Annotated in this window: 17 protein-coding genes and 2 tRNA genes; 6 read left to right on the top strand and 13 right to left on the bottom strand. The window is 37.3% G+C overall.

Annotation, left to right across the window (positions count from 1 at the left end; genetic code table 11):
- Nucleotides 1–91: 91 nt before the first annotated feature.
- Together FA047_RS04775 and FA047_RS04780 are read right to left on the bottom strand one after the other, a co-directional pair.
- Nucleotides 92–904 carry a tyrosine-protein phosphatase gene (locus tag FA047_RS04775; RefSeq protein WP_136834823.1) on the bottom strand — a complete coding sequence of 271 codons (813 nt, stop codon included), beginning with the start codon at nucleotides 902–904 and terminating at the stop codon, nucleotides 92–94.
- A gap of 34 nt (nucleotides 905–938) precedes the next feature.
- Complete coding sequence (locus FA047_RS04780) at nucleotides 939–3,824, bottom strand: TonB-dependent receptor (protein WP_136834824.1); 2,886 nt, start codon at nucleotides 3,822–3,824, stop codon at nucleotides 939–941.
- A gap of 225 nt (nucleotides 3,825–4,049) precedes the next feature.
- On the opposite strand from FA047_RS04780, the gene FA047_RS04785 reads away from it, so the two are divergent.
- The gene (locus tag FA047_RS04785; RefSeq protein ID WP_169304315.1) at nucleotides 4,050–5,258 is read left to right on the top strand and encodes a helix-turn-helix domain-containing protein; all 1,209 of its coding nucleotides are present in this window, start codon (nucleotides 4,050–4,052) and stop codon (nucleotides 5,256–5,258) included.
- A 520-nt stretch (nucleotides 5,259–5,778) separates the two neighbouring features.
- On the opposite strand, the gene FA047_RS04790 is transcribed toward FA047_RS04785, so the two are convergent.
- The 6 genes from FA047_RS04790 to FA047_RS21100 all read right to left on the bottom strand — a co-directional run bounded on the left by FA047_RS04790 (nucleotide 5,779) and on the right by FA047_RS21100 (nucleotide 11,725).
- Nucleotides 5,779–8,235: a TonB-dependent receptor gene (locus FA047_RS04790; protein WP_136834826.1), complete on the bottom strand. Its 2,457-nt coding sequence runs from the start codon at nucleotides 8,233–8,235 to the stop codon at nucleotides 5,779–5,781.
- 152 nt (nucleotides 8,236–8,387) lie between these two features.
- Nucleotides 8,388–9,314 (bottom strand): oxidoreductase, encoded by a 927-nt coding sequence (locus tag FA047_RS04795; protein WP_136834827.1) that lies wholly within the window; start codon nucleotides 9,312–9,314, stop codon nucleotides 8,388–8,390.
- 68 nt (nucleotides 9,315–9,382) lie between these two features.
- Nucleotides 9,383–9,814: a DUF2141 domain-containing protein gene (locus FA047_RS04800; protein ID WP_136834828.1), complete on the bottom strand. Its 432-nt coding sequence runs from the start codon at nucleotides 9,812–9,814 to the stop codon at nucleotides 9,383–9,385.
- Nucleotides 9,815–9,885: 71 nt separating this feature from the next.
- Nucleotides 9,886–10,800, bottom strand: coding sequence for a helix-turn-helix domain-containing protein (locus FA047_RS04805; protein ID WP_136834829.1), 915 nt, complete (start codon nucleotides 10,798–10,800; stop codon nucleotides 9,886–9,888).
- A 530-nt stretch (nucleotides 10,801–11,330) separates the two neighbouring features.
- A tRNA-Lys gene (locus FA047_RS04810) sits at nucleotides 11,331–11,403 on the bottom strand.
- Nucleotides 11,404–11,545: 142 nt separating this feature from the next.
- Entirely contained in the window at nucleotides 11,546–11,725 is a 180-nt protein-coding gene (locus tag FA047_RS21100) for a DUF6266 family protein (RefSeq protein WP_225872654.1), read from the bottom strand.
- 437 nt (nucleotides 11,726–12,162) lie between these two features.
- Between FA047_RS21100 and FA047_RS04815 the strand changes: the two genes are divergently transcribed.
- The 5 genes from FA047_RS04815 to FA047_RS04835 all read left to right on the top strand — a co-directional run bounded on the left by FA047_RS04815 (nucleotide 12,163) and on the right by FA047_RS04835 (nucleotide 14,589).
- Nucleotides 12,163–12,235, top strand: a tRNA-Lys gene (locus FA047_RS04815).
- Between the two features lie 163 nt (nucleotides 12,236–12,398).
- Entirely contained in the window at nucleotides 12,399–13,526 is a 1,128-nt protein-coding gene (locus FA047_RS04820; protein ID WP_136834830.1) for a DEAD/DEAH box helicase, read from the top strand.
- A gap of 24 nt (nucleotides 13,527–13,550) precedes the next feature.
- Nucleotides 13,551–13,862, top strand: a complete 312-nt coding sequence (locus FA047_RS04825) for a hypothetical protein (protein WP_136834831.1) — start codon at nucleotides 13,551–13,553, stop codon at nucleotides 13,860–13,862.
- A gap of 118 nt (nucleotides 13,863–13,980) precedes the next feature.
- Nucleotides 13,981–14,238, top strand: a complete 258-nt coding sequence (locus FA047_RS04830; protein WP_136834832.1) for a hypothetical protein — start codon at nucleotides 13,981–13,983, stop codon at nucleotides 14,236–14,238.
- Nucleotides 14,239–14,322: 84 nt separating this feature from the next.
- A complete protein-coding gene (locus tag FA047_RS04835; RefSeq protein WP_136834833.1) occupies nucleotides 14,323–14,589 on the top strand; it encodes a helix-turn-helix domain-containing protein in 267 nt (88 codons plus the stop codon).
- 162 nt (nucleotides 14,590–14,751) lie between these two features.
- Here the strand turns inward: FA047_RS04835 and FA047_RS04840 are convergent, their stop codons facing one another.
- From FA047_RS04840 to FA047_RS04860, 5 genes are read right to left on the bottom strand one after another with little or no spacing between them, the layout of a single operon-like run.
- Nucleotides 14,752–15,288: a hypothetical protein gene (locus FA047_RS04840; protein ID WP_136834834.1), complete on the bottom strand. Its 537-nt coding sequence runs from the start codon at nucleotides 15,286–15,288 to the stop codon at nucleotides 14,752–14,754.
- 12 nt (nucleotides 15,289–15,300) lie between these two features.
- Nucleotides 15,301–16,461 carry a TlpA disulfide reductase family protein gene (locus FA047_RS04845; protein WP_136834835.1) on the bottom strand — a complete coding sequence of 387 codons (1,161 nt, stop codon included), beginning with the start codon at nucleotides 16,459–16,461 and terminating at the stop codon, nucleotides 15,301–15,303.
- A 31-nt stretch (nucleotides 16,462–16,492) separates the two neighbouring features.
- Nucleotides 16,493–17,692, bottom strand: a complete 1,200-nt coding sequence (locus tag FA047_RS04850) for a thioredoxin family protein (RefSeq protein WP_136834836.1) — start codon at nucleotides 17,690–17,692, stop codon at nucleotides 16,493–16,495.
- Nucleotides 17,693–17,699: 7 nt separating this feature from the next.
- Nucleotides 17,700–19,226: a RagB/SusD family nutrient uptake outer membrane protein gene (locus FA047_RS04855; RefSeq protein WP_136834837.1), complete on the bottom strand. Its 1,527-nt coding sequence runs from the start codon at nucleotides 19,224–19,226 to the stop codon at nucleotides 17,700–17,702.
- A gap of 11 nt (nucleotides 19,227–19,237) precedes the next feature.
- Nucleotides 19,238–22,630, bottom strand: a complete 3,393-nt coding sequence (locus tag FA047_RS04860; RefSeq protein WP_136834838.1) for a SusC/RagA family TonB-linked outer membrane protein — start codon at nucleotides 22,628–22,630, stop codon at nucleotides 19,238–19,240.
- Nucleotides 22,631–22,742: the final 112 nt, after the last annotated feature.

Below are 22,742 nucleotides of genomic sequence, written 5' to 3' on the forward strand. Positions count from 1 at the left end.
TAAATTTTCAAAGTATTTCTGCTAATCGACAATAAGTTGAATAAGTAAGAGGGCGATTTTCGTTATGAAAATCGCCCTCTTACTTATTGTATTATTTAGTATAATCTGCTCTTAGTTGGGCTATTTCCTTTGGCCCTATGGCTAATTCTTGCTGAAGAAAATTTTCTACACTTCCATATTGTTTTTTTAATTCGTTAAAAAAATCGCGTAAAAGGTCTGGCTTTAAAACCATTTCATTCTCCACTTGTTCAACAGTCAAACCACTCATTTTAGCCAATGGTGCAAACATATCTTTATTTGCTTTTGCCAGGTAAATATTAGAAGCTACATAATCAGCTTCGATGGTTTCTTGTGGTACCTTTAAAATATATAAAAGTAAGGCTGTAGCCATTCCCGTACGGTCTCTACCGCCAGTGCAATGATACAACACAGCTTCTTTTTTATCTACGGTAAGCAATTTCATGAACAAAGAACGAAAACGATCACCAGCGTATTTAGCACCATCTACACCGTACATTTTTCCTAAAAAGCCACCTTGCTTTAATAATGCAACCATTTGTGCAGCATCTGGCAGATTTTCACTTCCAGCAGGGCTTAACGTATAATCTGTATTTTTTGATAAACGATCTGGAGCTGCGGCAGCCTCTTTAGTGCCTCTAAAATCTACCACAGTACGTATTCCTTTTTTATCTAATAATAACAAATCTGCATCAGTAAGTTTATTTATGGCAGCACTACGATAAACTTTACCCCAAACTACTTCTTTCCCATCGGTTGTTTTATAGCCGCCTATGTCGCGAAAATTTGCAGCATTTACAGGTACTAATCTCTTGCTACTATCTGCCAACTGCGCAGAAGCTATAACTGGTGTAAGTAAAACGATGGCAATAATTATTTTTTTCATGATTTCTATGTTATTTTTTTTTAATGATGTGTGATTATAAAATATCTAAACGGATACCGGCTTGACCTCTACTTCCGTAAGATTCTGAAGAGGTTAAACGACGCTTATCGCCCATGTACATTTTAACAGGAGAATTACTCAAGTTATTAAGCTCAATAAAAGCTTTTAATTTTTTAGTGATAGCTACCGTTGCAGATGCATCAATGGTAAAGTTAGCAGCAGACCAAGTGTAAAAATCTGGACCCAATTGCTGGTTAATAGTTTCAACAGAATTACCACGATAATTACCTGCTAAACGAACCATAACACCATTACGCTCGTAAAACAAAATAGAGTTAAACAAGTGTTTAGATTGATTTGGTAAACCAGTTTTATCCAATTGGTTTGCATTACCTAAACGCGGTACTTCGGTTTTCGAATCGATAAAAGAGTAGTTAACTTCTACACCAAATCCGCTCCAAAATCCATTAAGAAAATCGAAACGTTTATTAATACCTGCTTCAAAACCAAATAAAGTTGCTTTGTTTAAGTTTTTAGCCTGAGTTACCATAAAATCGCTACCACCAACATTTTGCATATTTACATCTGTGAAGATGATGTCTGTAATGTCTTTATAAAAAACACCTCCAGATAAAATACCAATGTTATTAAAATAGTATTCTCCCATCAAGTCAAAATTATTACTGAATGTTGGTTTCAAATCAGGATTTCCTTGAGAAATGGTCATTGGTGCGCTTGTTGTATTGGTTGAGCCACCCGGAGTCATATCGCCAAAGTTTGGGCGTACAAAAGAGCGAGTGTAAGCAGCACGAATGTTTGCTTTTTCGGTAAGTTTATATTTAAAATGCAACATTGGTAAAAATGCATTGTAATTATTTTCCACAACAGACGGACTAACGTTTACAACAGCAGGAGTACCGGATGTTGTTGATTTCATGCCGTTTAGTGTAGTGCTGGTATACTCATTTCTAATACCTGCAACAATTTTTAAACGTTCAGTTGCATCAATTTCTGCCATGGCGTAGCCAGAGGTTACATTTTCTTCGGCTGTATAAAGTGCTGTAGCGTTTGTTTTAGCAGTAGCATCAATAACACCGTTTGCAGCTTGAAAAGTAGCACCAAACATATCAAACAGTTGTTCTTTTACTAACGGATTTACAATATATTGGTCGTAATTGCCTTTCATGGTTCCAAAAAACGTTGTGCCTTTTGGGAAACTACTGGTTTGCAATGAAGATAAGCTACGTAATGCAGGTGAGTTTGGTATGCCCAATGCTGCACCAGGTAAATAAACTAAGTTAGATCCGAAAGTACTGGTACGATCTTTTTCACGATACTTAGCTCCAAATTTAAAATGAATTTTAGCCGAAGCATCAACTTTTAGGTTAAGTTGTCCTATTTGATCATGCTCGCTATTATCTAATTGTGCAATAACCAATTGCGAAAGCAATAATTTATTAGGATTAATTACCTCTGTAACATCTTTTATTCCCGATTGAAATTCATCGGCTGTGCCACCAACACCATTTGGAGAATCGAAGCTCCAATAACGTTTACCATCACTTGATAAATTGTTAAAACCACTGGTAATTTTTTGGCGGAAGGTAGCGATTGGTAATCCTTTGCCATTAGCAGTAGGAGGGGTATCTAAAAAGTAGTCAGATTTGTGGTTGCTATAACTCCAATCTAATTTAAATTTTGACGATAACTGATTTTCCCCACCAATTTCTATTCCATTTAAGGTAGTTTGGTAATGCGAATAACGGTAATTGTATTGAAAACGGGTATTGGTATAATCTACATATGATTCGTATACTGGGCGTATGTCATCAAATTTATTAACCATTCCTCTAAAGAAAATTTTATGCGAAGGCGTAATTTTATACTCTGCACCAACATTTAAACCTTTGGTTTCACGTTCGCCCATGTAGCGCTTAAATAAAACGGTATTGATAGAGTTTTTTTGTTGAAGATTAGCTAATCCAGTATTATAAGAAGTAACAAGCTCATCAGATCCCCATTGTCTGCTCCAAATGGCACCAGCTACAATAATACCTAGTTTATTATTAAAAAATCTATCACCATATACTAATGACCCGTTATAGGTGCTATTTTTACTAAAAGTATTGTAACCACCTGCACCACTAATATTTAAGGTGCGTTTAGTGGGTGCTGTACGGGTAATAAAATTGATAGAACCACCAATTGCATCGCCTTCCATATCTGGCGTAATTGCTTTAGCAACTTGCACATATTGGATAATTTCTGAAGGCACAACATCTAATACAGAAGAACGGTTACCCAATACATTTGAACTTGGTAAACGGTTATTGTTAAATAATGTAGAAGTCCAAGAAAAAGGTGTGCCTCTAACTGCAGCTTGGTCTGCCTCGCCGTGATAGCGAGCAACGGCTACACCTTGCATACGTTGTACTGCTTCGGCAGCATTACGATCTGGTAATTTACCTATAGCATCTGCAGCCATTACATCCATAATTGCGTTCGAATTTCTTTTAATGCTATACGCTTTGGCTTGCGAAGGTGCCATTGTCCCTTTAACTACAACTTCTCCCAAAGTACCTTTGGTGTCTGGCAACATTTTAACTAACCCGATTTCATTAACGCCTTTAACTAACTTTAATGTAACAGATTTCATTTCGTATCCAATGTAGCTCAACTCAATGGTAACTAAACCAGTATCTGGTGCAACTAAAGTAAAAACACCTTGCAGATCAGACGAGACTGCTCTTTTAAATGAAATGCCCTTAACGCTAGCTCCTGGCAAGGTTCCTGCATCACTCACTACAGTACCTTTAATGGTTTGGCTTAATGCAGGTAAGGTAACACCCGTAGTTAGCATAGCAATTGCAAATAGCTGCTTGTAAATTGCCCAAGGTTTTAAAGTAAAAATTTTAAACATAATTGTGGATTGTTTTTTCGACAAAAGTAGAAGGGGATTTTCGCCCATTCGACCGTCTTGAACAACACGTACTTGTATTGGTATTAATTATTTTATTGGCACTACCAAGTACTGATTATCAGTTTATTATGCTTTGTTATTAAAATGTTAACGCTAGACTATTGATGTTTTGTTAACATGGAGCTAACACCGATTTGCTACTTTTGTATAAATGATAGCACTTATATGAAGTATATTATTGCAATAGGCATATTTCAGGCTTTAGCTGCAACTATTTTATTATGGAGAAGTAGAATTCGTAACCAAGCAGACGATCTTTTGATTGCACTTTTGGTTAGCATTTGCCTACACCTTTCTATCAAATTTTTTATATATAGTTTTGTGTTAGATACTGAGGTGTTAACGATGATGAACACATTTATATGGTTCTGTTATTTGCCGTTACTTTATCTATATACCCTAAAAACTATTCAGCCTAGTTTTATACCAGCATCTAAATGGTATGTATTTGTTCCGCTTATTATTGGCGCTATCTGTTTTTTTTCTGTAGTAAGTGCGTTAGTCACCAGTACTAAAGCGGGGCATCAAATTTTATCGTGGTATAACGCAATTAGTGTATGGGCAATTTTATCATTCGATGCCATTATGGCTTGTTGGATTATTATTTATGCTAATAAAAAGCTAAACACTCAATCTAATGAAAGGAGATTAATTATTCAGTTAGCCTCATTATTTTTGGCTACGAGTTTGTTGAGTTTTAGTTTTATAGTAATCAAACCATTTGGCTTTGCTCATAATTACATTGGTAGAAGTATAATTTATTCGGTGCTTATTGTAATTTGTATTAGAATTATCACTTTCAGATATTCGGCTTTTATGAATGTTGCAATAGAAAATTTTGGTCTAAATTCTATTTCTCAAAATAATCAAGATAAATTTAAGCAGGTTGGTAATGTTGATCAAGATTTACCATTAGCAATAAAAAATTCGCCACAAGAAAATAAATTAACACTATCTTCCTCATCTGCAATAATGATAAACGAAAGGAAAGAATTGTTAAGCATGGATGAAATGTTAAGCATTGCACTAAAACTAGAAAACGCAATGAATATAGAAAGATATTATAGTGATAGTGAACTCACACTCGATAAGCTTTCATCTCTAACTAAACATAATAAGTACCACATTAGCGAAACACTTAACCATTTTTTACATAAGCCTTTTTATACTTTCGTGAATGAGTATAGGATAAAATATGTAAAGCAGCAGATAGAAAACTTATCGCAAAAAGATATCGAAATAAATATGCTTTCCTTGGCTTATGATGCTGGTTTTAATTCTAAATCTTCATTCAATAGGTATTTTAAAGAGATTGTTGGACAAACGCCAACAGCCTATTTAAAAATGATTACGCATCATTTAGAGATCGCTTAGCTATTTAGTAATGATATTGGTAGTTGTACGGAAAGTATTTTTTGAAAAATGCCTTTTAAAATACATTTTAAATACCAAAGGCGCAATTTCTTGCGCCTTTGGTAACATCACCGACATCGAACACAAAATCTGCGTTTTTAGGCATCTTAAGCAAGAGTAAAATCGTCGTGAAAACAGAAAACCATCTTTAAGTCGCCTTGAAGATGGTTTTTAATTTCTGTGAACCTCACTGACATTTTCTCGAACCACTTTGTGTCAGATTTAAAACGTATAATTAATTTGGCCGATGAATTAGATGACAGATATTGAAAGTTATCTAGTAGAGTTTTTTATGATTTCACTACTATAGCATATTACTGAGTTCGTAAATTGTCTAAAATGGTATGTTGACTGGAGAAACTTATCGGAAAATTTGGAGTTTCAATGAGGACAATTTACATAGATATCAAGCATTGGAAAAATCGCCTGTCTATCAGAAAACTCTACTCTTTTAGATATTTACGGGGTTTATTTGTAACAATTAGAATTCAACAATAAAACCTATTGTAGGTGTAAATTGAGCCTCATCATTTTTAAGTAGCAAAGGAATAGCGTTGCTACCGTTAGGTTTTATTGGCGAGCCGTCTGTTGTTTCAAAAGCAGTATTGTCTGTAGTTCTCTGAAATGTATATGATGGAACTGCTGTGCTTTTTGCAGCGTACCAATTTGTTATATCAAGAAATAAATCAATAGTCACTTTTTTCAAATTCCATTTTTTATCTATCCTAATATCACTCCCATTAAACCCGTTTAAACGAAGAGAGTTTAGTCTTGAATAATCAAATATTCCTTGCCCTTGAGATAAATAATTAGCTCTGGATTCTTCTTCATTAAAAGGTGTGTAAGGAGCACCGCCCTGATAACGGAATTTTATACCTAACTCCCAATTACGGTTAAATTTATATCCGCTAGTAATGCTTAGCAAATGTCTATTGTCCCAACTGCTAGAGATCAATACATCATTTGCACCGCTATATTTACTTCTGAAATAAGTATAAGAGAAGATGCCAAAGAAACGGTCGGTTAACTTTTTCTGTGCAAAAAATTCTAGTCCATAAGTATTACCTTTTCCATTGGTAGTTACTGCTTCATTTCCTAACACATTAAAATCATTGCCTAAGTTTGTTAATGATATGCCAGTACGAACTGATACGGGTACATTGTTATAATTTTTATAAAAGCCTTCTACTGTAAAGCGTAAGCCATCATTTGGTAAATACTCAATACCTGTTACATAGTGGTCGCTTTTTTGATATTTGCTATTTCTATTCACTAAAGAATTATTGTTATCGGCAAAGCCTAAAATTGTGTAGGGGGCGATTTTAAAATAACTACCTATTGAAGCGTTAGCTGTCCATTTGTCGGCTAAAACATAGCTTAATGAAACTCGAGGAGATAATGTTTCTAAAGGGTTGTTTCCGTTTGTTGTAAAGCTATTCATATCAGTACGTAAGCCTCCGCTTACACCCAAGCGGTTATCAAAAAAGCGTTTACTTAATTGCATAAAAGCACCGTATTTTAAGAAATTATTTAATGGACTATTAAAATTGAGAGATACATTTGGTTGAATAATATTACCATTATTATCTCTAAGTTCTTTCCTTAACACTGTGAATGTTTCATTATTATATTCTGCCAATTGTAACATTGCACCATAAGAAATCTTCCAACCGTTTTTGTTTTTGTTTATGTCTATTCTTAATTTGTTTTCAACCTCGGTTGAGTTTAGAGATAATATTTGCTGAGATGGCAATTGCGATTTATTATCCTCAAACTGATTTATATTGTTATCAAAATAATTACGACTTAATGCAATATTCAAAAACCCATTGTTAAGCAATTTTTTAAAAGTTAAGCCTGCTGTGTAGGTGTTTTGATCTATAAATGGCGCAGAATTAATAATATAAAGTTTTTCAGGAGTAGCTTGCTTAATTTCTCCAAATCTAAATTTGTCTAATGCTCCCAAGCCTATAAATGATAATGTGGTTTTTTCATCAATTTGATGTGTGATTTTTGTTTGAAAATCCCAATAATTTGGGCGAATCGGTAAATCAATTAAAGAGAATAGCAATTGTAAATAGGAACGTCTTGCAGATGCTAGAAAGGTTGTTTTTTTATTTTTTGATAAAGGACCTTCAAACGTTGTAGCTAATTCTGTTGCACTTAGCCTTACATTACCTTGCACCTTATTTGGGTTTCCTGTACGTTGTTTAAATTGAAATACAGAACTTAATGCATTGTCATATCTTGCATCAAAAGCTGAAGAACTCAATTTCACATCTTCTATAAATGATACATTCAAAATGCCTTGAGGGCCTCCAGAGCTTCCTTGTGTTTGAAAGTGATTGATAACTGGAACTTCAATACCGTCTAAATAAAATACATTTTCATTTGGACCACCACCTCTAATAATAATGTCGTTTCTAAAACCGCCACCGCCTGCACCGCCGCCAACACCAGGTAAAGTTTGAATTACCTTACTTATATCAAAGTTGCCACCAGGGTTGGTTTTTATCTCTTCGGTAGTTAATTTTTGTACACTCAAAGGCGTTTCTAACGTTGCTGCTTCAACAGTCCGTTTATTTGATTTTACCACTACTTCTGATAAAAGACTAGCTGTAGGTTCTAATTCTACGTTTACATTGTTTTCATTTCCTGAATTTATTGTGATGTTATATAGCGTTACTGGTTTGTACCCAATATTTCTAAATGTGATATTATATGTTTTCAGTACTATTTCTTTGATTCTAAATGAACCGCTTGAATCTGCAACGGCAACTTTTGATGTCCCTTCTAAAAAGATGGTGGTATTGGGAATTGGTTTTTGTGTTAATTTATCAATTACTTTTCCAGAAAAGCTACCGCTGTTTTGGGCGTTTACGATTATTGGAAATATTAACAGTATAGAAATAGTTATAATTTTTTTTAAAATTTTCATAAGTAATTTTTTACACTAAATACTTTTTGTGATAACTTAATTGCATATTTAAAATTAATGGTTTATAGCTACAATATATTTTGTTCTTAGGTTGAAATAGTTAACTTGATTTTTAGATATTATGTATAATATTTAAAAAATAGCTTGCTTTCTTAAGAATTAGTCCTTTTTCTACCAAGCTCATCAAGATAAAAAACATCAGTCATCTCTTCGCTTACCTGCCATAAATTTTTGGCAACTTCCTCGTCATTTGTGTATTCATCAGCTTCTACTAGGGTAGGATAACCCCTTAATTGTTGAAAGCCATCTGGGCCAACAAATTCTCCACCTTTTATATCATCACTTAGGGCAGCGTACAAAACGGGTAGTGCGCCAATTTCTGCAGGCTGTAAGAAAAGACTGCCTAAAGGCCTAATCAAACTTGGGAAGTACTGATCTAGGTTTGTTTTAGCTAGTCCAGGATGTGCAGCTACAGAAATGGTGCTATAATTGGCTGAAGCCAGCCTCTTATTTAGTTCAAAAGCAAAAATTAAACAAGCTCGCTTACTTTGCCCGTAAGCTGTCCGTTTACTATAACCTTTAAGGCCATGTAAATCATCAAAGTTGATTTTAGCCCATTTAAAGGATAAACTGCTTAGGTTGACAATTCGTGATTTAGGCGTGCTTATAAGTAAAGGTAATAACAAGCCTGTTAACGCAAAATGGCCAATATAATTAGTAGCAAGCTGGTTTTCAAAGCCGTCTTGCGTCACTTTATAAGGCGACATCATTATACCGGCATTGTTAAGTAACAAGTCTAACTTATTGTAATGGATTTTAAAATCGTCGGCAAATTTTCTTACATCCGCTAATTTGCTTAAGTCAAGTAACATTAATTTGATGTTTGCTCTTGGGTGTTTACGTAATATTTTTACCTTTACTTCTTCAGCTTTTTGCATGTTTCTACATGCCATAATCACCTCAAAATTTTTTTTCACCAAACCAATTGTAGTTTGGTATCCAATTCCGCTATTAGCACCGGTAACAATAGCTACTTTGCCTTGCTGAGAAGGTAACTTATCAATATTCCATTTATCCATTTATTTTATCAAATATTTAAGCTTAATGTAAAACCAAACTTGTTTATTTATCTAATGCTGAGTGTAAACTAGAATACTTTATACAGCTTTATTTCTTGCGGTTTTAATGTTGCTGTAAAAGCTATCAAACAAGATTCATATTTAGGCTCACCAAATGGCTTGTAATTATTTCCAAAGCCTACTGGTTCTTTTGGAATACCAATAAAATTCATGTCGGTTTCTCCATTTGAGTTTAGATCTTGATAGATAGTAACTGCGTAGTTGCCATAAGGTACTTGAAAAGAAGCTGTTTGAACTTCTTGGTTGGTTAATAAAACCACTTTCCGAAAAGGAGTTTTCAGCCAATTATTTTTGGCGTTGTAGATTTCTACAATAATTTTTCCGCTGTTTATTTTAATATTTGAGACTTTAATGTTTAAAGCCTCTTGCCCAAAAGATTTAAGGTTTGTTAGTGAAATCACCATGATAATGATGGCAATACTTTTTATAATTTGCTTCATTTTATGCTTTTTAGGATTTTTTGATATTATAAATATCAGCAACAAATGTAAAGATAGTTTAGCGCAGAATGTTATGAGGATTCTTGCACATGGTCGGACAAATCTTGCTTTAATAAGATTCTGTATTGTGAAGGAGTGAGGTTAGTAATTTGTTTGAAAAGCCTGCCAAAGTAAGAAGCATCAGAAAAATTTAGTTGGAAAGCAATTTGAGCAATATCTTTTGAGAGGTCTTGCAATAGTACTTTACTGTTATAAATTACCACTTCATTAATATGTTGTTTAGGTGCTTTGTTTGTTACTTGTTTTACACATCTGTTCAAATAATTTTCAGAAATAGCTAACAAATCAGCATAAAACTTTACGTCTCTATTGCGCATATAATTTTCATATAGCAATTCTTTAAAACGCATGGAAATTTCTGACTGACGATTTGATTTAGATAAGGAATTTGGCCAAGTCTCCGCCAGTTTTATTACAATTGCTTTAAGTAATGAAACTTCAGTTTGTTCAGAAGCTGAAAAATTATTTTTATGGTTAATTAACAATTGACAGCATTGGCATAACCAATCCATTTCCAATTTAGAGATAGCATGTTTTGGATTAAAAGTGAATCGGTTTAGTACAGCTTTATCAGGGAAAATTTGAGACAAAAGAAGGCTATCAATGTAAATATAATAACCATCTGTTGAAGGAAGAATTGATTTTATTGCATTTAAGTGCCCTTCCCTTATAAACAATACATCGTTTGCTTGTAGCTTTATTAAATCATTATCCACTTGTTGTTCGCCACCACCATCTAAAAAAAGCAGTAAAAAATTATAATCTGTTCTAAATAATGGAATAGGGACTTTTATGAAAGAAAAGGCAATATTTAAAGAATATATTTGAATTGGACTTTGTTTAAATTCAAAAGATTTTGTTGGATTACCCATAAATTGGTCAACAAAGCCTTCGAAGTTTACGATATCAAAATTTTTATTGCTCATATTTATTCTAAAAATAGGTAACCATAGAAGTCATTTAATGATCAAAAATAAATTAAGGCTTATGAATAAAGATCTTTAAAGAATCATTGTAAATAATAATAAATCACCAAATCATTTTATAAAATTCGACAGTATTTCACAAACAGGTCTTAAGCAAGAACCAAAGCGCTACAAACCCCATAATTATAGGTATTGTTTTAAACTTCATATGTTTATATATGAATCTAATATATATCTAATTTTGCGAAAAATTGTAATTGAAGCTTTACGATCTTTAAGAAGTATGAACTCTCAGATGCATGCGAAAGCAGCTTGAAGGTTCATCAAAAAACGGTCCTTTTTTAATAATCGAAATGTTAAAAGAGCAAAATGTCGTTTAAGAAATCGTGAAATCTCTTATTGAAGTACATATATAATTGGTAGCTAACAAGATTCTGGTAATCATTTATGATGTAATTAATATCCATAGAATCAAAAAATCGGAAAAATTTATCCCTAGTAGAGATATACTTTTCCGATTATTTTTTATGTGATCCCGCTGGGATTCGAACCCAGGACCACTACATTAAAAGTGTAATGCTCTACCAGCTGAGCTACGGAATCATCGTTCTAATTTGAACTTTTACTCTAAGCGTTTCCGTTTAAAGTGGTGCAAATATAGGATTGTAGCCTCTATTCTGCAAATTATTAATCCATAAATTATATAGTGTGCTGATTCTAAGACAGATTATTACTTCATCACAGTTTACAATACGTTAACAATGCCTAAATATTGACTATTACTCCTTGTTTTGCAGTCCTCAGCAACAAATGCCAGGTATACATGAACAGCTTTTCCGGAAAATTTATCGCTTAGCAGGAGGATGCCTGCTTCTGCATAACGCCTTACCGCCATAGTGTCATATTCAGCCTTCTCGTTCCCGATATCAAAACCAAATCATGGAGATATAGCTATAACAGGATAAGACATCATAGCAGTTAAGCTGCTATTTTCTCTTGCTTTTGTCTTGCTTTTCTCTTGCTCCTCTCTTGCTATTGTCTTGCTTTTGCAGGAAAAACCCAAAATTCAAGCTATAATTAAGTAAGCTAAAAACAAGATTAAAATACTGCTGAGTATATAGCGATCGTTATAGGGTTGACTGCAATAATTGCCTTAAGTCATCCAATGTATTGATGTCATCCGCTTTTTAATTGAATAGGGGGGATATAAAGGAAAAAGGATGAGATACCTATTACTTTTGGAATCATAAATATTTAACAGACTGGATTAAAATGCGGTAGAGATAAATTTCAAGAAAATCTACAAATGACTGGGAAAAGCTAAAGAATAATTATATTTTTGCACTTCTTAAAAAAAGAGCTGATTCCGTAGCTCAGCTGGTAGAGCATTACACTTTTAATGTAGTGGTCCTGGGTTCGAATCCCAGCGGGATCACAAAAAGCCTCAGAGAAATCTGAGGCTTTTTTGTTTTATATTACTTTGTCGTTTCAAGTATGCGAAGAATCTCAAAGTAAGACACATGGGGAATAATAAGTAATTTATGCTGGTAAGCATATTACTACCTATAATATTTGTTTATTTTTGAATAAAAAACACTATGTCTTTTGAATCATTAGGTCTATCCATTTCATTATTAAAAGCGCTTTCAGATCAGTATTTCACACTGCCTACCCCTGTTCAGAAAGCTGCTATACCGGCTATAATAGATAAAAAAGACGTTTTGGGAATCGCTAAAACAGGATCAGGTAAAACAGCAGCCTATGTATTGCCGCTGCTGATGAGCCTTCAGGCAAAGCCAGGTATTAAAAACCGACATGTCAACATCCTTGTTCTCGTACCCACCCGTGAACTGGCGGAGCAGGTAAAAGAAGTGTTCAAAAAATTCAGCCAGGGCTTGCCCCAGCCCGTTAAGACACTGGCCGTATATGGTGGTGTTTCCATCAACCCACAAATGATGGCCATGCAGGGCGTAAATGTGCTGATTGCCACACCTGGCCGATTGCTGGAGCTGGTGGAAGTCAACTCAGTTCATTTATCAACCATTCAGACATTAGTACTCGACGAGGCAGATAAGATGCTTAATCTGGGCTTCCAGGAAGAAGTTAATAAAATCATCGCCTTATTGCCTGAACAGCGTCAAAACCTCTTATTCTCTGCTACTTTGAGTGCGGATATCCAAAATATTCATCAGGTATTGTTGCATGAGCCCGTCATTGTTCAGATCGAGGCGGAAGAAGAATCACTGGATCTGATTAAGCAGGTCGCTTACCTGGTTTCAACGGAAAAGAAGGGGCCTTATTTGCGTCACCTGATTGAACATCACCAGATGGAACAGGTGTTGATTTTTGCTTCTTCCGTTCATCAGGTAGACGCGATTGTCCACAAGCTTCTTAAACATAAGATCGACGCCAGGGCGATCCATAGCAAAAAGAGCCAGGGATCACGAACAGAATCCCTTGCCCATTTCAAGTCGGGAAAGCTCAGGGTGCTGGTCGCTACCGACCTGATGGCCAGGGGTATTGATATCAACGACCTGCCTTTTGTGATCAATTACGAATTGCCTAGGTCTCCAAAGGATTATGTGCACCGTATAGGTCGTACCGGGCGGGCGGCAGCTACCGGAGAAGCGATATCGCTGGTCAATGCGAGCGAACTGCATCATTTTGAGGTGATCCAAAAAAAGATGGGCAGGAAAGTAGAGCTGATTGACATCGAGCGATTATAGAAAAAACTGTACCTTCGCGACAATATGGCTTACACAAAAGAAAGAAAAAAGCTGGAAAAGCTTTCTGAAAAAACTGCTGCTCTTCAGAACTATGATGACAAAAGCTTAGCAGTCATAACAGATATATATGAACAGTATTCGCATACGGCAAGGATATTGAAAAATAAGGACGCTGAATTGTTTAACAACCTTTATTTGAACGAATTAAATCAGGTGAAAGAATGCAAAAGATCACTTAAAGCAGCGGAAGACCGTCAGGCTAATTTTATCAAATACAAAGAAACTTTATTGGATGCTTTAAACAAAACGGTTCAGGCGGCGAAGGATGTTATATAAGTACTTCTTTACTCATTGTAAAAAGGAAATCAATTAGTACATTATCTTGTTTCTCCGGTGATTTGAACTAACTTTAGATTAACCAAGAGATGTAGAGCATAAGATATATCAAAATAAGATGGAAAAAAAGGAGCCGGGAGAAGCAGCAACTCACTACGATCAATTTTTCGGTCCCTTATTCTTTGAGCCATTTGCCATAGAAGTAGCAAAACGAATTGCACCTAACCAAGTTTCTATTGCACTGGAAATTGCCGCAGGAACGGGTGTCACTCGTCATATTAGAGAATGTATTCCAAACTCCGCAAAACTGATCGCTCCGATAAGTGCTGTGATCTGTGAGGGGGTGGAAATAAGAGCTAGGGTTTTGCATTCTTGAATTATTGGGATGTTATAAAATAGATTTCAATTGATATAGGTGACTTTAGAAAGGATTATTAAATTTGCCGCCTAAATCAAATAAATGGAAAAGAACGATTTTATATCCATCTGGCTTGAAGAAAACGGAAATCCAGCAATAAAGGAGCTAACTGAGATGAATATGGATCTGGCAGCTAGAGCGGTCAAAACACTGGCTTATGAAGGTCTTTCAGAAAATGACCTTGCTGTTTCTCTGGATATCAATCCTGACAAAATCAAAAGGTGGCTTACGGGCAGGCATTCTTTTAGCATAAACATGATAAAGAAAATCTCAGAAACGCTCGCTACAAAACAAGGAAATGCTATATAACACATTTGCCGAAGTGCTGTTTGATGTTTTGTAAAGTTGAGGGGTGTGAGGGGCATGTGTCACACCTTGTGCAAATGTAAATATGGTTTAAAGTTGTTTTTTCCTGGAATATAAAAAGCCCCTAAACTTTAGTTTAGAGGCTTCTATTACTTATATTTTTTATTAGTTCATGCGTACTGCAGGAATGGATTTCTTCGTCATCTTCTCCAATCCGGCAGCATAACTGTCAAACTCGGCATTCAGCTGTTTCACCAAAGCTTGTTTTCCATCTCCATCACCACTCACTAAAGCTCTCCACATTACATTGGTTTTGCTGCCATTGGCCTTAAAGAAAATGGCGTATTGTGCCGCTTTAATTCCCTTAGGCAGCTTGGTGTCATCAAAACTTATGGCTATCAGCTTATTGTGTGCCTCATTCTGGGTGATACTTTCTAAACGGCTGTCGCCATTTGAAAAAACAATCTTTCTAGATATCGGCATGGCCGCGTCTATAACTTCTATCGCACTTACATAACCATTCGAGGCTTTTTTTAATAACTCATTATTGTTAAAAACCTCCCAGATTGCGTCCAGTTCCATGTTTATCTCCACGCCTTTTTCAACATCCCATTTAACCTTTTGGGCAGCTTCCATCTGTGCATAGCTCTTTATAGCAGTTAAACCTGTCAGGAGTAACAAGGATAATATGATTTTCTTCATTTTCTTAGGTGTTTATTTACCAAATATTTTTTCCATGGCTTTATCTAACGATTCTCCACGAACATTTTTCTCTACGATTTTCCCATCTTTATCTACTACAACCAAGTAAGGGATCCCACTGAACAGGTAAGAAGCCATTACAGGTTTAGATTCTACAGCATTGATCTGTGGCCAGGTCATGCGTTCTTCTGCCATTGCTTTTTTCCAGTCAGCAGGTTTTGCATCAACTGACACTGATAGAATCTCAAGACCTTGATCTTTGTACTTTTTATACACTTCTTTTAAGTGAGGAATTTCCTGGCGACAAGGGCCGCACCATGAAGCCCAGAAATCGATAATCAGGTATTTCCCTCTGAAATCTTTAGGACCCCATTTTTTACCATTTACATCAGGGAAAGCGAAATCTGGCGTTTTTTGTCCATCGGCAATTTTTGCTGCCTGCGCAATTCCGTCAAGGATTTCTTTTTTCTTGTTTTTCGCCAGATCCAGGTTAGGGAATTTTTTGGTCAGGTTGTCAAGGGTAGACATGATCAGTTCCTGATCTCTTTTTGGACTTAAATAGTTAAGTGCGTAGAGTACCGACGGCTGATCTTTGTATTTGTTAATCAGGTATTTGATACGAAAGTCCCGGTCTTTGCCAATGCGGGTGAATCCATCTTTCATGTATTCTATCCATTTAGGCTCTTTTGAAAGGCCTGCCTGATATTGTTCCTGACCCACGGCAATCATTTGCTGATAATCAAGGTAAGAAACCAGGTTCACATCATTGATCAGATCGTTAGCCGCCGTCGTATTTTCCATGTAGATGTAGGGCGGATTCTTGATTTTCATTTTTGCAGTATCAATACCTCTTACATTCACATGAATATTATCTTTATCAGCCCAGAAATCTATGCGGTCGAAATAGTAAACGCGAACCTGGTAAAAGTCTGGCTTGTCCGCAGGCACTTTAAATGAGAAGTTGTTATTCGCATCTAATTTTGTGCTGTCTATAGCTTTGAATGCTCTTTTGAATCCTTCTCCTTCATATCTACCGAGGTAAATCGGGTATTTGTTCTCTGTATCCGGGAATTTTACATTTCCGGTAAAAGTCACTGTTTTTCCTTTTTGGGCAAAGCTGCTGCTCAGTATAAACAGGGCGGCAACTACCAGCATTAAACCTTTTTTAATCATTGTTTTTCGTGTTATATATTTAAGTTAATTTTTAATCTCTCATCATTGGGGGTGTCATTTGTCCCTTTTTGGCAGCCTCACTTCTTAGTTCCTGCGCTTTATTAGCCATTACTTCCGATTCGGCGGTTTTACCCTGTTTTTTAAGAATCCTTTTTCTAAGATCTGCCAGTTGTATGCTGGTAAAAAGGTCAGGATTGCTCTTTTCCAGTTGATTACTCCATTTTATAGCGTCAGGGTAGTATTTGGCAGGTGCCGCAGTCCCGATGTCGTTGGCCGAGCTGATTACAAAACCTGCTTTTCTTGGAAAATCATTATCCGCCATTACTGCATTTACTTTTGCACAGAATTTATCCCACTGGTTAGCGGCGGCAAATTCGATCAGGTCCAGCTGGGCAAGCATTGAAACTGCCCCGGCGGTAGGTTTTGTCTGTAGTTTCCTAATGGCAGTAGCAATTTCTTTAGCTTCTTTCAGGTTGGTCTTTTTCTCGTAGGATCTTTTTACAGCGTAAACAGACATGTTCATGGTACGTTCGAAATACATGTTTGCCTGGCTTGCGGGATACGTCTTTTCCAGCTCAGCTTTGTTTGTATATAAGTAAGCAAACGCCTGTGAAGAGGGGTTGTTCAAGTATTTTAATGCCAGCTCCCAGTTGTTTTTTTCCAATAGGGATGATTTTGGCAGCCCATCAAAATAGATTTTAGCTACAGTACCCATCTTTTCGGCTTCATAGGCTTTTTCCAATGCTTCCATATAAGCAATGGCTGTACCGTCAGAATGGTCGCCGGAGTTGAATTTTTTAGCGAGTCCAAATGCAGTGCTTTCTGGTTTCATCGCCTTGCTGGCTTCTGCCATAAACTCACCGGCAGGCATGCTGCCTACAATTTTATGCACCACCTCTCCATCGCCATTGATAAACAGGTAGGTAGGGTAGGCACTTACGCCGAATTTATCTTTCAGTGCAGGACCTTCACCTTTTTCCATATCGTATTTTACGTTATGGAAGCTACTGTTGAACAGATCGGCTACACTATCTTTGGTGAATACGTCTTTGGCCATCATCTTACAGGGGCCACACCAGGTGGTGTAAGCGTCGAAAAAGATGATCTTGTTTTCTTTTTTTGCTGTTGCCAGCTGTGTTTTCCAGTCTGCTTCCTTAAATAGGATCTCTCGGTTTTGAGCGGAAGCGGATAGAACCATAATGCAGGCAAGTCCGGTTAATATTTTTTTCATGTTATCTTTATAAAGGATTCTGTTCTAAATTGTTATTCAACAGAATTTCTCCTGGTGGCAAAGGATAGATTATACGTTTGTCGTTGGCCTGAATCGTTAAAGGAGTGTTTGTCGAATAATCTGTATAATTTCTTATCATAGCTAGGCCGTTGCGGAAGTTATCGTATGATGAATGTCCTTCCCATGCCAGTTCCAGTCTGCGCTCATTTAAAACCGCCTGAAATACCGTCATATTTGCCGTCGCAAGACTTACCGTGGTCCAGGCAGGTGCTGTTGCTCTTGTCCTGACAATATTCAGGGCAATTAAAGCATCGCCGTTGTTGCCCATTTTAGCAAGCGCTTCAGCCTTGTTCAAATACATCTCAGCAATGCGCAGATAAGGTGTGCCGCTTCTAGTATGTGCATTGAAATCAAAACCTCCAGGCGGCGCTATTTGCTGATAATTGAATTTGTTGACTGAATTCCGGCTTTTGTCAGCAAGCGTTATCCGCTTATCTGTTTCCACGGTAATGAAGTTCTTCCTCAAATCAGAAGGGTTTTGGTTTAAGATAGCCATGTAATCAGGTGATGCAGCATATTCGCCCTGGTATGGGTTTCCGAATACATCCCTTGCTATCAGAAATTCGTTGATCTTATTTCCGTTGGCATCATCATGTCTGAATGCAAATATGTATTCCTTATTGGTTTTACTATCTATGGCAAAAGATGTACTGTATGCTGTACCTTGCAGCAAAGTATATTTGCCAGCGGAAATTACCTTGTCGGCATATTCGATAGCTTTAGTGTTATAGTCGTTCTGAGGAGCTGAAGGTGTGCCGCCCATATAAACATATACACGTGATAACAAGGCCCATGCAGCTTCTTTGCTCGCGTAATTGTTTGGATTTCCTGTACGCGGTTGTGTCATCAGGGCAGCGGCCTTTTCAAGATCGGCAACGACCTGTGTATATACCTCTTTAACTGTATTCCTTGTAGGTGCATAATCTTTATCCACCATTGAACTTAAGGATAATGGGACAGCAAGTCCTGAAGCGTTATTTTCATAATATGGACGGCCATAAACCCTGACCATATTGAAATATGCCAGCGCACGTAAGAAATAGTTTTCCCCTTTAAGCTGGTCGTATGCAGCTCCCTGTCCATCCTGAACGGCATCAATGATTTTATTGGCACCAAATACAAGACGGTAAGACATTCTCCAGAAAGGAGCAGTGGGACCCTGACTGGGTGAGTTGTTGAATATATAGCTATCATTTCTGGTCTGTGGAAAGGCCTGTGTAACCGACAACAGGTTATTGCCTTTCAGTTCACTTAAATTAAACCAGTTCATGGCATATTGGGTATCACCTGCCGATTGGGTAACTAGTAGGGCATAGTTGCCGTTTGTTGCCAACGCCAGTCCGTCAAGGGTAGCTAAGAGCTCCTTGTCAGATTTATCATTAAATGGTCTAATGTTTTCGTCGATTGCTTTTTTGCAGCCAAACAATACAATTGCTGCAAAAAATAGATATGCGTTTAGTATGTACTTTTTCATTGTCTGCGTAATTAAAATGTTAACTGTAAACCCAATAGATACTTACGGCTGGCGCCATAACCTGCACTTACACCAAAGTTGTTGGTGTCGCCGGCCAGGTTTCCTTCAGGATCAACCCCATAGAACGTCTTTTTAGTGAAAACGAAGAGATTATCGCCACTGAGGTAAATGTTTGCCCTGTTTAATTTGGCTTTGTTGATCAGTTTTGCAGGCAATGAATAGCTTAACCTCACGTTGCGCACTCTGATATGGCTTGCATCTTCCCAAAATCTCGACATCAATTGCTGGTCAACACCATCCGTGCGGCCGCGATAAATCATAGGGTCAGAGGCTTGGTCGCCAGGTTTGTCCCATATCATTTGCCCCTCTCTCGGTTTCACCTGGTTGTACCTTAACACGTTATTTCCTTCAGAAGAAAAGTAACTGGTTCTTGAATTGTTATACACCAGGTAGTCAGCTGCAAAATTTAACAGCACTGATAGTTCAAATCCGCTGTAGCCGAACGTATTCAGCATGCCGCCGTAGTACCTTGGCGTAGAATTTCCTACCTTTTGAAACTGTGCCGAAGAGGCATCCCCAACTAAACCTGCAAATACTGCATCATAAGTGTTTACTATTTTTCCGATATAAGAATTTGTAGCGGCATCAAACTCAAGACGCTCAAACTGAGGTTTGCCTGTCTGTGAATCTACACCCATCCATTTCACTGCACGTATGGTAGCAATGTCATCACCCTCTTTGGTGATGCCAAAGGTTCCGTTTGTCAGTTTTCCGTCGTATAGCTTGGTGACTTTATTCTTATTGAAAGTCAGGTTTAAACCAGTTTCCCAGGTAAATTTACCAACCAGGTTTTTACTGGACAATACCAGTTCCACACCACGGTTTAGCATAGCACCAATGTTTTGATACTGGCTGGGTACACCCAGTACTGATGGCGTAGCTACCCTTTGCAGCAGGTCGGTATTACGTTTCCTGTAAAAATCTGCTGAGAGGGTGATCCTGTTGAACAATCCAAGGTCTATACCAAGGTTACCAACATAAGCGCGTTCCCAGGTAATCGTTCTGTTCCCCAGCTGGTTGATGATACCGGCAGGATCGCCACCATATTGATAATTGAAATTATAGAAACTCTCAGTCAGAAAATCTTCTCCTGCAACTTTTCCGCTGGTTCCGTAACTGGCCCTGATTTTTAAGTTGGTCAGGTATTTATTGCCACGTAAAAATTGCTCATTTGTAGCCAGCCACGCACCACTTACTGAGTAAAAGTGTCCATCCCTTTTGTCTATGCCAAAGTTTGTTGAGTAGTCCATCCTATAAGAAGCATTTGCAAAGTAGCGGTCGTCATAGTTATAGTTACCTTCCGAGAATAGTGAGTAAGAAGCTCTGGCATAACGTTCTCCACGGAACGACTTTCCACTGAAGGTATTCCAAACCTCTGCAGCAGCTGAAGGAACTTTAACCCCGGTAGGCATGTTCTTTACTGCAAGCGCATTGAACTCAGAGTTGTTCCTGTTGTATTCAAAACCTCCCAAACCACCTACAGTATGTAAGCCATATTGCTTGCGTGCAGTGATTAGGTTTGAAGTCATGAATGAATTTGAGTTGGTTTTATTCTGTGTCAGTCTCCCTTTATCTGCCAATCCGGTTAATGATAGCCTGTCCTCATAAAAATCCCCATTGACGAACGTGGTATTGTAAGAGTTGTTAGACGATAAGGTCAGCCAGTCGAACACTTTATATTTTGCAGAGAATACGCCGAGTACTTGCTGGGTTTTTGTGAGGTTTGTATTATAAGGTAAATCGTACACAGGATTTTGGGAGACATTGCCCAGCGCATCTGTACCAAGTACTTTTTTAGGAATCCCATCACTGCTGTCGAGTGTATACCATGGAAGTAGAGAAAGCGGGTTTAGTCCGCCAATAGGGCTTCTGTTTCCTCTGTCAAATATCGTACTGATATTGGCATTTAAACTCAGCTTACTGGTGATATTGTGATCCAGGTTCAATTTAAAACTGTTTCTCAACAAGTCATTTCCTTTTAAAGGTCCTTGCTCATCATACCTGTTGGCGCCAAAATAGTAGCGTGTTTTTTCCGTTCCGCCGGATAAACCAATATCTACAGTTCTGTTTAACGCATCGCGGTAAATGATATCGTTCCAGTCCGTGTAGGTATCCAAAACTGAAGCAGGCGGTAGATATTTGGCTAGGTAAGCTTCTTCAGTTAAGTTTTCATTTTTTAGAGTAAAAGAGTTGATGAGCATTTTGCGCTGATAGTCATACAGCTCCCTGCTGTTCATGAATTCAATCTTCCCCATATACCTTTTACTAACGCCGAAAGTGCTGTTGATGTCCAGCTTCATGCTGCCGGCAACACCCTTTTTGGTGGTGATGACCAATACACCCTGACTGGCACGGGAACCATATATAGCTGTTGATGCTGCATCCTTTAATAAAGTAATAGATTCTATATCAGTTGATGACACGATATCACTGGGGTAGGATACATCTGCATAGATAATTCCATCTACTACGATCAGTGGGTTGAGGTTATTGCTCACACGCAAATTTGCAGTTCCCCCAGTTATGGGTAAAGTACCTTGTCCGCGCACAACAAAAGAGGCTTTGTTATTTGGATCTCCTGAAGGTTCCGTAATATACATACCCGCAACTTTTCCTTTTAACAGGGAAATCAGGTTGTTGGTGGTTACACCTTCCAGTTGCTTGGCGCTGAAAGTCTGTAGGGAACCGGTAATTTCGCTGGCTTTTTTGGTGCTGTAACCTAAAATCACAGCCTCCTGCAGTTGAGCAATAGCTGGATTTAAGACAATATTTATTTCTGAGTCATCAGTCTCGGTAACTACCTTTTGAATGCTTTTGCTTTCATAGCCGATAGAGCTGAAAACAATGCGGTAGGTGCCGGGGGTAAGGTTTAAGGTGAAATAACCGTTGTCATCCGTAAAGGCTACAATGTTAGTACCGTCAACCTTAACTGATATTCTTGATATGGGGTCTTTACCATCTGTTACCCTTCCACGGATCACTTTCCTGGATGCGGCACTATCATCTTTGTCGCTAAGCTCTGTCTTTGGCCTTATGATGACAGTATTACTGACAATGATGAAAGTCAACGGCTGATCGCTTAAGGCTTGTTTTAGTGCCTGGTCTATGGTTACGTTTTTTAGCGAAAGATTTATTTTTGCCGGATTTTTTCGGAGCAAGTCTACTTTGTAAAAGAAGGAGTAGCCGCTTTGCTGCTCGATCTTTTTAATAACGCTTTCTATGCTTGCGTTTTTTTCACTCAAGCTGATATTCTGGCTAAATGCTACCGCACTGGCCTGAAAACTGATGATTAGTAAGCATATAATTAATTTCATGACTCTTAATGCGTCTAAAATTTTATTCATATTTTTGTTTGGTTTAGTCGTGGCGCTACGGGTTCCCTTTTTTAGAGATTCAGTAAGCCCCGATGATGGGTTGATAATTTAATGTGGTCTATCCCGATTTCATTTTTATTTA

The sequence above is a fragment of the Pedobacter frigoris genome (assembly GCF_005116445.1).
GTDB lineage: Bacteria > Bacteroidota > Bacteroidia > Sphingobacteriales > Sphingobacteriaceae > Pedobacter > Pedobacter frigoris.

Bases quoted from the DNA above. Each gene is read 5' to 3' on its own strand.
- FA047_RS04835 (WP_136834833.1), top strand. From the start codon at position 14,323: ATGGAAAAGAACGATTTTATATCCATCTGGCTTGAAGAAAACGGAAAT.
- FA047_RS04775 (WP_136834823.1), bottom strand. From the start codon at position 904: ATGAAAAAAATAATTATTGCCATCGTTTTACTTACACCAGTTATAGCT.
- FA047_RS04855 (WP_136834837.1), bottom strand. From the start codon at position 19,226: ATGAAAAAGTACATACTAAACGCATATCTATTTTTTGCAGCAATTGTA.
- FA047_RS04805 (WP_136834829.1), bottom strand. From the start codon at position 10,800: ATGAGCAATAAAAATTTTGATATCGTAAACTTCGAAGGCTTTGTTGAC.
- FA047_RS04820 (WP_136834830.1), top strand. From the start codon at position 12,399: ATGTCTTTTGAATCATTAGGTCTATCCATTTCATTATTAAAAGCGCTT.
- FA047_RS04840 (WP_136834834.1), bottom strand. From the start codon at position 15,288: ATGAAGAAAATCATATTATCCTTGTTACTCCTGACAGGTTTAACTGCT.
- FA047_RS04830 (WP_136834832.1), top strand. From the start codon at position 13,981: ATGGAAAAAAAGGAGCCGGGAGAAGCAGCAACTCACTACGATCAATTT.
- FA047_RS04780 (WP_136834824.1), bottom strand. From the start codon at position 3,824: ATGTTTAAAATTTTTACTTTAAAACCTTGGGCAATTTACAAGCAGCTA.
- FA047_RS04845 (WP_136834835.1), bottom strand. From the start codon at position 16,461: ATGATTAAAAAAGGTTTAATGCTGGTAGTTGCCGCCCTGTTTATACTG.
- FA047_RS04850 (WP_136834836.1), bottom strand. From the start codon at position 17,692: ATGAAAAAAATATTAACCGGACTTGCCTGCATTATGGTTCTATCCGCT.
- FA047_RS04800 (WP_136834828.1), bottom strand. From the start codon at position 9,814: ATGAAGCAAATTATAAAAAGTATTGCCATCATTATCATGGTGATTTCA.
- FA047_RS04795 (WP_136834827.1), bottom strand. From the start codon at position 9,314: ATGGATAAATGGAATATTGATAAGTTACCTTCTCAGCAAGGCAAAGTA.
- FA047_RS04825 (WP_136834831.1), top strand. From the start codon at position 13,551: ATGGCTTACACAAAAGAAAGAAAAAAGCTGGAAAAGCTTTCTGAAAAA.
- FA047_RS04785 (WP_169304315.1), top strand. From the start codon at position 4,050: ATGAAGTATATTATTGCAATAGGCATATTTCAGGCTTTAGCTGCAACT.
- FA047_RS04860 (WP_136834838.1), bottom strand. From the start codon at position 22,630: ATGAATAAAATTTTAGACGCATTAAGAGTCATGAAATTAATTATATGC.
- FA047_RS04790 (WP_136834826.1), bottom strand. From the start codon at position 8,235: ATGAAAATTTTAAAAAAAATTATAACTATTTCTATACTGTTAATATTT.